The 10451-nt window shown below is 71.0% G+C and carries 10 protein-coding genes; 9 read left to right on the plus strand and 1 reads right to left on the minus strand.

Going from position 1 to position 10451, the window contains the following annotated elements:
* Positions 1-455: hypothetical protein (locus tag ACIRVF_RS42690; protein ID WP_402830584.1), on the plus strand; the 455-nt coding region annotated here is incomplete at its 5' end.
* Between the two features lie 244 nt (positions 456-699).
* On the opposite strand, the gene ACIRVF_RS42695 is transcribed toward ACIRVF_RS42690, so the two are convergent.
* Positions 700-1119 carry a hypothetical protein gene (locus tag ACIRVF_RS42695; protein WP_402830586.1) on the minus strand — a complete coding sequence of 140 codons (420 nt, stop codon included), beginning with the start codon at positions 1117-1119 and terminating at the stop codon, positions 700-702.
* A 780-nt stretch (positions 1120-1899) separates the two neighbouring features.
* Between ACIRVF_RS42695 and ACIRVF_RS42700 the strand changes: the two genes are divergently transcribed.
* The 8 genes from ACIRVF_RS42700 (at position 1900) to ACIRVF_RS42735 (ending at position 10429) form a co-directional block, all read left to right on the plus strand.
* Positions 1900-2373 (plus strand): DUF3995 domain-containing protein, encoded by a 474-nt coding sequence (locus tag ACIRVF_RS42700; protein WP_402830588.1) that lies wholly within the window; start codon positions 1900-1902, stop codon positions 2371-2373.
* A 484-nt stretch (positions 2374-2857) separates the two neighbouring features.
* Positions 2858-3430: an SMI1/KNR4 family protein gene (locus ACIRVF_RS42705; protein ID WP_402830590.1), complete on the plus strand. Its 573-nt coding sequence runs from the start codon at positions 2858-2860 to the stop codon at positions 3428-3430.
* 1157 nt (positions 3431-4587) lie between these two features.
* A complete protein-coding gene (locus ACIRVF_RS42710) occupies positions 4588-4914 on the plus strand; it encodes a hypothetical protein (RefSeq protein ID WP_402830593.1) in 327 nt (108 codons plus the stop codon).
* 630 nt (positions 4915-5544) lie between these two features.
* Complete coding sequence (locus ACIRVF_RS42715) at positions 5545-5907, plus strand: hypothetical protein (protein WP_402830595.1); 363 nt, start codon at positions 5545-5547, stop codon at positions 5905-5907.
* Positions 5883-6914 carry an AAA family ATPase gene (locus ACIRVF_RS42720; RefSeq protein ID WP_402830598.1) on the plus strand — a complete coding sequence of 344 codons (1032 nt, stop codon included), beginning with the start codon at positions 5883-5885 and terminating at the stop codon, positions 6912-6914. Before ACIRVF_RS42715 ends, ACIRVF_RS42720 begins: the two co-directional genes overlap by 25 nt.
* 184 nt (positions 6915-7098) lie before the next feature.
* Positions 7099-8763 carry a Mu transposase C-terminal domain-containing protein gene (locus ACIRVF_RS42725; RefSeq protein ID WP_402830605.1) on the plus strand — a complete coding sequence of 555 codons (1665 nt, stop codon included), beginning with the start codon at positions 7099-7101 and terminating at the stop codon, positions 8761-8763.
* Positions 8760-9527, plus strand: a complete 768-nt coding sequence (locus ACIRVF_RS42730) for an AAA family ATPase (RefSeq protein ID WP_402830601.1) — start codon at positions 8760-8762, stop codon at positions 9525-9527. Before ACIRVF_RS42725 ends, ACIRVF_RS42730 begins: the two co-directional genes overlap by 4 nt.
* Positions 9528-9982: 455 nt before the next feature.
* The gene (locus ACIRVF_RS42735; protein ID WP_402830603.1) at positions 9983-10429 is read left to right on the plus strand and encodes a hypothetical protein; all 447 of its coding nucleotides are present in this window, start codon (positions 9983-9985) and stop codon (positions 10427-10429) included.
* Positions 10430-10451: the final 22 nt, after the last annotated feature.

Consider the following 10451-nt stretch of genomic DNA (forward strand, 5'->3'; position numbering starts at 1 on the left):
GCCGCACGGCCTCCACGGCCTCGGCGGAGACGATCACGTCTGTCATCAGGTGCTACTTCCTTGATCGGGAGTTACACCGTTCTTTTTACAGACCCATCCCGGACGCCACCGGCACCGACGCTTTCCACGACGTCTACCGCGACGCCATGGCGCGCAACGTCGTATTCGTCGCTATCGAGTACGAAAGACGCCGGCAGTGGAGCGTGAAGGCGGACAGCCTCACCGCCGGTTCGGACCACACGGTCACCGACGCCGTCAACGACGTGATCCGTGCGGCGATCACTCGCCTGGTCCACAGTCACGAGGTCGACCTGGACGCCTACACGGGGCCGGTCTACTTCATGATGCACGGCGTGCGGAGCGAAGAACGAGCCCGTGAACTCGCGGCCGCGCTGCATGCCGCCCTCTACGGAGAGCTGGAACCTCTGGCACGCGCTGTCCCTCCCGTGCCCTGAACTCCGGCCTGGACAGGGGCTTCGCGGGAACCGGGTGCCGCTGCCACGGGGTGGGCGTCCAGGGGCAGCGACTGCTCGGGTACCTATTGGCCTGTCACGCAGTACGACCGCGTCCGGAGGCTTGTGCCGGTCGCTGGGCTGGGCTTTCTTTCTGGTGTCCGGCGGGTGCCGGGCGCGTTGGTGGGTGGGTCGGGGCGCTGTCCGGTCGCGGGGGTTCGGCTGGTGGGTTGTTCTGCGGGTGGGGTCAGGTGGGCTGGCTGGTGTGGTCGAGCATGGTGGCGAGGAGGCGGATGGCCGTTTCTGCGTCGGTGAGTTCGTCGTCGGTGGGGAGGACGGCGCCGAAGGTGCGGCCTTCGGGGGCGTCCAGGGCGCGCCAGTGGAGGACCGGGGTGAGGTGGCTGGTGCACTGGGCGAGGAACCAGGCGAGGTGGCCGTGGGTGCGGGCGATGGTCATGGCGAGGGCGGCGATGGCCTCGCGCAGCGCGGCGAGTCGCTCGATCGTCGGTAGCGCCTGGTGAGTGTCGGCGGGGCCGATGGCGCCGGCGAGGGCGGTGGCGGTCTCGCGCACCAGGGATGAGTCGGCGGCGACGAGGTCCCACGTCCCGTCCGTGAGTTGCTGTTCCGCCTCGTGGACGACCTGCTCGATGGCAGTGGACATGGTCATCCAGGCAGCTTATCGGCGTGCCGAGGCGTCCGCTTGATCGTCCGGCCGTGCCTCTGCTGCTTCCTCGGGGTGTGACCTTCGTGAGATCCGCTTGGTGTGTTTGGTGATTTGGGGGTTGTGCCCGGTTCTGGTTGGACCAATGTGGGTGGGGTCGGGTGTCGGCTTTCGCCTGTTTCGCTGGCGTGGGTGGGGCTGGTTTGGTTGCTGTGTGTGTTCGTCGTGGGCATGCCATGCGGTTGGGGGTGGGGTCGCGGGGTGGGGTTTTGACGGGTTGTTTGGGCGGGTTTCCGGAACGGGCTGCAGCCGTGTTTTCTGCCGGGTTTTGGCCGTGTTTTCTGCCGGGGTTTCTGGGGTCTTTCTGCCTGTGTTTTCCGTGTGCGGGGTGGTGCGCGTCACGGGCAATGGGGTGTGACGCGCACCGGGTGGTGATCCTGTCAGGCCGTGTGTCGGCGGCCCTGTCCGGGGGCCGCTGGTCGGCGCCCTGCTCGTGGACGTCGTGCTCGGTGCCGTCCTGGCCGCCGGCACTGTGGGGTGGTGAGGCCGTCTGACAGTGTGGCGGCGTCCGCCTGGTCCGGTCCTGCTCGGTGCCTGACGCCCGCCCGGTGTCGTGCCTGGTGCCGTCCCGCCGAGCCGGCGAACCGGCATCCGGCGAGCCTGCCGGCCCAGGCGACCCCGGAATCGCGGTCAGGCCTCGGGATGAGTCGAAACTCCCCTTCCCGAGGGAGTGGGTCCATCCGCCGGGACGATCCGTCGAACCGCCCGGGCGGCGAACGTGGAGGCATGAAGACCGCCACCCTTCGGGCCGCCGCCTACGCCGCCGCCATCTGGTCCGCCGCGTTTTCCCTCGTCCACCTGTACTGGCTGCTGGGCGGCCGGACCGGCCTGCCGGACGGCCTCTCGGTCACCGGCAACACCCCGCTGCTGGTGATCGATGTCCTCGCCGTCCCCGGCTGCGCGGTCGCCGCCGTGCTCGCTCTGGCGATCGTCCGGCCGTGGGGCGGGCGGCTGCCGGGCAGGCTCCTCGACTTCGCGCTCTGGGGCATCACCGCCGTCCTGCTGGTGCACTCCGTGCCGTCCGTCCCGGACTGGCTGGCCCTGGCCACCGGCGCCCGGACGACGGCCGACTTCGACGCCATGGGCCGCTTCGCCACCCTGCTCTACGAGCCCTTCTTCATGACCGGCGGGCTGCTCTTCGGCCTCGCCGCCCTCGGCCGCCCAGCCCCGCTGAACTCCACCTCCCTCGCACAGCGCTGAAGTGCAGAACACAGGAAGTCGGCCGGGTCCGCGTCCTCGGCCGGGCCCGCCGGCCTTGGACGGCTGCGCCGGGCCTGCTGTGCCGCTGTGTGGGTCGCTTGGGTCGCTGCTCCTGGTGGTGGTCGGCCAGGAGGCGGCTGTTCCGCGTCGATCTCGGCGTCGACCTCGGCGTCCGCTGTGCCGCTGGTCGGGTCCCGCCGTTGTCGGCCTAGTCGCCTGCTGCGCGGCCTGCTGGGGTGTCCCAGTCCTGTCTCAGCTGTGTCCCAGTCCTGCCTGTTATGTCCGTTTTGCTGGGACGGTCTCAGGGTGTTTCTCCTGGTGGGAGCGTTTCTTCGTTTGCTGTCCCAGCCCGGCCGGCGTCCTCGGCGGATGGCTCGCGCGGTGTCCTCTGCCAAGCGGTCTTGACCGTTTGACGAGTGATCGTGACTGCCGGTGGAGGGGGTCCGAGCAGTTGCTGGTGGTCCAACCCTGACACCCTGGCCGCATGGATGACTTTGCTGGTACGCAGGCTCCGATTCGCCGTTTGTCCGATCCTGTGGAGGCGATCGCCGTGTTGGAGAGTGCGGTTCCGGGCCTGGCATCGCTGCGTCTGCCGGAGGCCAGGAACGTCAACTGGCGACAGGTGGAAGCGGAGTTGGGGACTGCCCTCCCGGAGGACTTCAAGCTCCTTCGTGAGCTCTACCCGACTTTCGGCCTGGGGGATTTCCTCGGCGTCAGCGGCCCGGAACGCGGCCACGAGCAGTTCTGGGTACAGGGAATGCGCAGCGCACTGGAGGACGTGGAGGAGCAGTGCGCGCAAGCCGACCTTGCCGTGCCGCTCCACCCCTACCCTGCCCCGGGCGGGCTGCTTCCCTGGGCCGGCTCGAACCAGGGCGACTTCTTCCTGTGGACCACAGATCCTGCCGGGCCGCAGGAGTGGACGGTCACGGTCGCCTCACGAAGCTCCGTCTGGTGGCGCTACACCGGCGGAGCCGTTCAGTTCCTGGCCGACCTCGTCACGGGCGCGGTGGAACCGTGGGCTCTGCCCAGGATCCGTTCCGACGTTGCGAGATGGTGAACCGGCCTGCCCGTACAGCGAACAGCCGCTTGGCGACTCCCGCACTTGAGCACCGGCACCGGCACCGGCGGAAACGTACCCTCGGCCGGTCAAGGTCACATGGCAATCGCTCAAGATCGCCTGTCACAGGACACGCGAGCCATCAAGTGACGCGCGGTCGCATGGCCGCCGCCCTCGCCGCCCGGGTCCCGCCGCCGCCGTCCCGTGTCCGGCTCGGCCGCCGTCCGGGCGCTGTCCGGGCGCGGTCCGGGCCCGCCGGGTCGGTCCTGCTCGTCGGCCTCCCGCCCGCCTCGGTGCCTGTGGGGCGGGGGGCTGTGAGGCTGTGTCATTGGGGTGCTGTTTTCCCCGGTGGTGGGGGTGGCCTGTAGGGGTTGTAAGCCTGTGAGGCTGTGAGCCGGTTGCCCCGCCCGGGGCCCGCGAGGGCACGGTCCGGGCCGCCGTCCGGGTGCGGTCGTCGTGGGCCTAGTCGTCGTCCTGCTCGGTGCCGCGCTGCCCGGTGCCGCAGCTGTCCGTCGGCCTGGCGGGAGTGGCTCGCGCGAGTCATCAAGCGGCGCCCGCCGTCCTGGCCGCCGTCCTGGCCGCCGTCCTCGGCGCGGTCCCGGCCGCCGCCGCGCTGCGCCCCGCTGCATCCGGCCTGCCTTTGGCCCGGGTTGCCTTGGCGCCGTCCTGGCGGACGTCGTCGGGATGCCTCGCGCGTCCCATGGAGCCGGTGGGCGGATGCGCCCCGCGGCTGCCCGCCAGGCCGCCCTCGGCGCCGCCCTGGCGCCGTCCTTGTACCCGGGCCGGGGTGCGGGTGTGGGTGGCCGTCAGGCCGCCGTCCAGGAGGTGGTGTGTCGCCCCGGACGGGTTGTCCGCGGCTGTCGCGTCTGGCTGTCGCGTGTCCTGTCGCGTGGGGTGCTGTCGCGGCCTGTGACGTGGGTGGATACCCGCGATCCCCCGTGTGTGGTGAGGACGCGACAGCCGAGGGGGGGACAGGGCCCGGGGCCGCCTCGGGAGAGGCCTTGGTGACCTGTGACAGTGAAGCCGGGACGGTTGCCATCGAAGTCGGGACAACGGCTGCTTGTGTCAGCGAATCCAGGAAGCAGCGCAGTTGTGACAGCGAAGTCGGGAAGGACGGGGCAGGCTGCTGGCGCTCGCAGAGCGTCATACTGCACGTCGTGGATCGCGAAGACCTGATTGGTGCCCTCGAACGGCATGAGACTGATGCCGCCAGCCATGCTGCCGTGGCCCTGCGCGCTGGAGCTTCGTTCCGGGTGTGGGCCGAATCGACGGTGCCGGCCAGTCAGCTTCTCGGCATCTGGGCATGGCGGGCCCAGTGCATGGCGGAGGACGGCGTCGTCACCTGCAAGGACTTCGAACGGGGATTGCCCGACCTTCGGCGTGCGGGTGACGCCCCGGTCGCCTTGGGGCGAGTAGATATCGCCGGAGACTCGCGCTTGGTCTTCCTGGCCGCCGATCTGAGCTCATGCGTTGCCGTGCTGTAGCGCTTCGAGGCCGTTGACAGGGGTGTTTCCCAACTTCGCTGTCACAAAATGGCGTTGTCTCAACTTCGATGACAACCGTCCCAGCTTCGCTGTCACGGATCACTTGGCGGTGGGGCTGCGCCCCGCCCCCTCGGCCTCGCTCGGCCCCGCTGCGCTCCGCCCGCACCGTGCCGCCTCGGCGCGCCCACCGTGCCGCTGCCGCAGGCTTCGCCGGCACCTGCTCGGGTGGCGCCGCAGGCGCCCGCTGTCCGTTCTCGACCGAGGGCCGCCAGGCCCCCTTTCCCGGCCCGTTCCGGCCCGTCTGCGCCGCCCCTTTTCCCGTGGCGCCGCAGGCGTCACCCCCAGCCCTTTTCAAGGGGCCGTCAGGCCCCGGCCGACACCGAAGGCCCGCCCCTTTTCCGTTGTGCTTGTGAGTGGGTGGGGTGGTGTCAGCGGGTTGGGCGGCAGCGGGCTTCCAAGGGGCAGGGGACTGCTGGGCTGGGCTTCTGCCTGATTCTTTCGCCGATTGTTGCTGTCATGAAGTGACCAACCTGCTGTCATGATCTGCGAGTTGCGCCTATCACACGTGGTGGTTGGCTGACATGGGGTTGCTCATTCCTGTGCGCGTGGCCGTGATGGGGGAGTGGGCTGGTGTTCATGACCGCCGATGCCCTGTCTACGCAGACCGATTCCCTGCCGGAGACTTCTCCGGTATCCGTGGCCGATGTGGTGCCGTCGGCGTCCCGGTCGCGGGAGCGGGCGCTGACGCGGCAGGTGGTGGTACGGCGTCTGCTCGACGTGGACGCGACGGGGAAGTTGTCGTCGGTGCACGCGCGGATCGCTGCCGAGACGGCCGGGGTGTCGGTGCGGACGGTGTGGAACTGGCTGGCTATCGCCCGGCGGTCGGGTCGTGTGGAACCGGTTCCGCGCCGTGGCGCTTTCACGGTCACGGACGAGTTTTGGGCCCGGCTTTCCGAGTGGGTGGGAACGTGGCTGCGTTGCACCGGGAGCTGACCAAACCGGCTGCGCGCGACCTGGGGCAGGAGTCCGCGGGGCTGGTGCCGTCGTTGGGGACGTTGCACCGGGCGGTGCGCCGGGAACAGCGGGCCGGCCGTGTTCTGCAGGGCGTGCGGCCTGGGCGTGGCCGGGTGGAGTCGGCGGTGTATGACCGGGCGCTGGCCGACCTGGCGCTGCCGGGCACGGTCGATGAGGCCGGCCAGGCCGCACCGGTCGCCGAACCCGTCCCGGCGGTCGTGCCCGATGGCTCTGCCGGGCCCGTGCCGCTGGGAGCGAGGCTGTACGTGCCGGGTGCTCACGTCGTCGCAACAAGCCAGCTGGGTGAGGTGACGGAGGCCATCGGGCACACGGTCGCCGCGCGCGGGATCGCCTGCGTGTACGGGGATGCCGGGCAGGGCAAGACGGTCGCGGTCCACCAGGCCCTTGGTCTGCTGCCGCGCCGTGTGCCTGTCCGCCTGGCGCAGGTGGCGGTCAAGCCAGCCCTGCCGCAGCTGCGAGCCGCGCTGCTGACCGCGTTCGGCTTGCCGGCGACCGCGTTGACGAACCGCACGGATGCGGCCGACCGCGCGCTCATCGACGCCTTCAGTTCCCCTGGGGTGGTGCTGGTCGACGATGTCCAGCGCATCGCCGCTCCCGAGCTCGACTATCTGCGCCTGCTGGCCGATGCCCCGGCCACGCAGACCTCGCTGGTGTTGTGCGGGGCCGGCGCCGAGCGCGCGCTGGCCCGGGCCCCGGCGCTGGCTTCGCGGGTGCTGACCTGGCAGCACGTTCCCCGCCTGGAGGCCTCTCAGGTTCCTGCCGTGCTGCGCCTGTTCCATCCGCTGTGGCATACCGCGGCCGACGCGGATCTGCTGCACGCGGACGAGACCTTGGCGCGGGGGAACTTCCGGACCTGGGCGAAGATCACCTCCCACGCCTACGCGGCTCTGGACCAGCGCCCCGGCGCAGGGGTCGATGGTGCCCTGCTGGACAGGGCGTGCTCCCGTCTCGGCCCCAACGCCTGACCCCGCCACCCCGCCCGCAGCGTCACCCCGTTCCCGCGCTGCAGGTCGACCGCCACCGCACGCGGAAAGGATCCTGGTGGACACTCCCGCCCTCGACGGCGCCGCAACCGTCCCGGCGTCTGCGCCAGCCGAGGCCGAGCCTGCCCTGGACGCGGTGTCGTTGAACGCCCTGCGTGCTCCCGCGGTGCGCCGTTTGCTCGTCCTGCGTGCCGAGGGCCGGCTCACGCGTGCGCACGTTCGCACCACGGCGCAGTGCCTGGCGGTGTCGGACCGGACGGTGTGGCGGTGGCTGGCTGACGCCGCCACCGCACCCGCCGCGGCCGACGCCCCCGGGGCACGCCGAACCGACCGGTTCGAGATCACCCCCGAGGTCCGGGTACTGCTGGCCTACTGGCGCGGCAACGCCTCCGCGGTCCACCGCGAGCTCCTCGCCCGCGCCCACTCGGCCACCGGAGCCGCCACCGCGGCCGGCGGAGCCGACAGCGCGTCCGACGGGGCCACCCCGCCGCCAGGGCCGCCCCGGCTGGTCGGGGCGGCGATCCCTGGCGGCGCGCCACCCGCCGCCGTTCCCGTGCTGGAGCGGGTGCCGTCGCTGGCGACGTTCCTGCGCGCGGTGCGCCGGGATCTGACCGCGGGGGAGCGGGCCGGGTACCGCAAGGGCCCGGAGGCGGTCCGCGCGTTCGACGTGTTCGGCAAACGCCCCCGAACGTGGCGCAACCACGTCTGGGAGGGCGACCACGTCCAGGCCCCGCTGCGCGTCGTAGCCGACGACCAACTGGTACGCCCGTACGTCACCTGGTTCATCGACTGCGCGACCAAAGCGATCACCGGGGTGGCGGTGACCCCAGGCACCCCCTCACGCGCCTCGATCCTGGCGGCGCTGCGCTCGGCGGTGCTGCGCACCGGCCCCTACGGACCCATCGGCGGCCGGCCGGAGGCAGTGCGGATCGACCGCGGCAAGGACTTCCTCTCCCGCACCGTCACTGCGGCCTTCGACGCGTTCGGAACGACGGTGGACGACCTGCCCGCCTACAGCCCCCACCTGAAAGGCAGCATCGAACACCTGAACCGCAGCGCGACACGGATGCTGTTCGCCGCGCTGCCCGGCTACCGCACCAAGCAGCCCCGCCGCCGCCCCGACCGCCTCCCCACCGCCCCTGCCCTGTCCTTCGAGGACTTCACCGCCGAAGTGCTGGCCTGGGTCACCTGGTGGAACACCCAGCACCACCCCGACGGACTGCAGGGCCGCACCCCGATCGAGGCCTGGCAGCAGGACCCGACACCGCTCACCGACATCCCGCCCACGGATCTGTGGTCGTTCACGCTCGAAGACGACGGCCGCACCCGCGTCATCACCAGCCACGGCGTCCGCTTCAAGAACCGCGACTACCTCGCCGACTGGATGACTGGGCAGGCCGGCCGCGAGGTCAGGGTCCGGTTCATGCCCCACCACACCCACGAGATCGAAGTCTGCGACCCCGCCGGCCGCCGCCTGGGCACCGCCTACCAGGCCGACCAGGCCACCGGTGAGCAACTCACCGCGTTGCGCCGCGCCCGCTCCCAGCGCGCACAGCGACTGCGGGCCGAGGCCAAGACCGCCGAGCGCCTGCGCCACCAGCGCTTCGCCCCCGCCACCACCCCGAGCGCACCACGCCGCCTGCACGCAGCCACCGCCGCCGAGGCGACCCGGGAACTGTCCCGCCACCACGAGAGCGACCTCGCCGCGCTGGCCCTGCCGGACCTGATCCCGCCCGCCCCGCCACCCGCGGACTGGCCCACCCCCGTCGCCGTGAGAACCGCCTCCCGGCCCACCCCACCAACCGACCCACCAGGACAGGACGCCCTGTGACCCGCCGCCTGCCACCCGCACCCACCGACCAGTACGTCACCCTGTCCCAAGCCCGCCTCGTGGCCACCCGCGCGCTGCTCACCGTGCGCGAGAACCTCGCCGACACCATCGCCGCCCGCGCCATGATGTGCATCCACGGCGGTGCCGGCTTCGGCAAGACCGTCGCGGTGACCAGCTGCCTGCGCGAACTCGAACCCGGCGAGGAGATCCACCGCATCACCTTCCACGCCCGCCCCACCACCCGCGCCGTGCGCCACGAACTGTTCACCAGCCTCGGATTGCCGGGCCAGCCCCCGCGCTACGCCAGCGAGTTCGACCACCTCCTCAAGACCGCACTCGCCACCCACCCCCGCACCCTGGTCCTGGACGAGGCCCAATGGCTCTCCAGCGACCAGCTGGAGTACGTCCGCTACCTCTGGGACGACCCCTACACCCAGCTCGCCGTCGTCTTCGTGGGCGGAGAAGGCTGCTACCAGACCCTGCGCAAGGAGCCGATGCTCTCCTCCAGGATCTTCATCTGGCAACGCCTCGCCCGCCTCACCCCCGAAGAGGTCCTGGACGTCATCCCCCTCTACCACCCCATCTGGGCCGAAGCCGACCCCGGCGACATCGCCTTCGCCGACCAGCACGCGGCCCACGGCAACTTCCGCAACTGGGCCCGCCTGACCGCCCACACCCACACAGCCCTCCAGCGCACTGGCCGCACCCGCGTCGACCAGGAAGTGCTCCGATGGGCCTTCAGCCGCCTCGCCCCGACCGGCTGACAATCGAACGACAGCACATCAATTCAAGCGCCCACGTTCGATGCAGGGCCAGTCGCCCGTCCGGGAGGCGGTGGCTACGGCGCTGGTTGCCGCGCACCGGCTGCTGGGCCGGGAGTCCCGCAGCCGGCCCTGAGCGACGAGGACTTCATCGCCCGCGTGCTCCCCGACCCGCGGCTGGCCGCCCGCACCGGCAGAGCGCTGCGCCGGCAGAAGCAGACGACGGTGGGCGGCGCGGCGACCTGAACCGGGCGGAGCCAACCGTGGTGGGCGGTTGAGTGGTGCGCGCCGCAGGCATGGGGAGCGGTGCGCACCGCCCTGATTCTCCCCTGCGGACAACTGGCCCGTCCCGAGACTTCCCGTCCGACGGCAGGGACGTGCAGCGGCCAGGACATCACATCCTGGCCGCTACCTGGCCCCGGTCCCGCCATGTCCTGACGGGACGGCAGAATCCGGGTATGAGACTCAAGCCGGGCATCTCGCTGCAGTACGCGGAGGACGCCCTCCGCAACGCCGTCAACGTGTGGAGCAACGCCCGCGGGGCGCGGGACTTCTTTCCGGCTTACACCGACGCTGTCGAGATGACCTTTCCCCCCTTGGAGTGCGCCTTCGCCGCTCCTGACCTCGCCTCCGGTCTGCGTTCCTCGGCGTATTGGTATCTGCTGCAACTCGGCAGTCCGGAAGCCTTTTCCCCCGGCTACGAGGACTCCGATCCTGCAGAGCTACCCGATTACGAGGTGGCGAGTATCCGGGCCAGAAACGGCGCTCTGTCTGCCGAGATCGAGCGCCAGCAGCGTGTGATGGAGCGGGCCTTGGTCGAGCTGGCGGCGCTTAAGAGGACATCTCATTTGGACGGCCGAGTAGGCTCCGCGGGTGACGATCGTGGAGCGGCTGGTGCCGGATGAGTTGTGGGAGCTGTTCCAGTTG

Source organism: Kitasatospora sp. NPDC101157 (assembly GCF_044768255.1).
Classification (GTDB): domain Bacteria; phylum Actinomycetota; class Actinomycetes; order Streptomycetales; family Streptomycetaceae; genus Kitasatospora.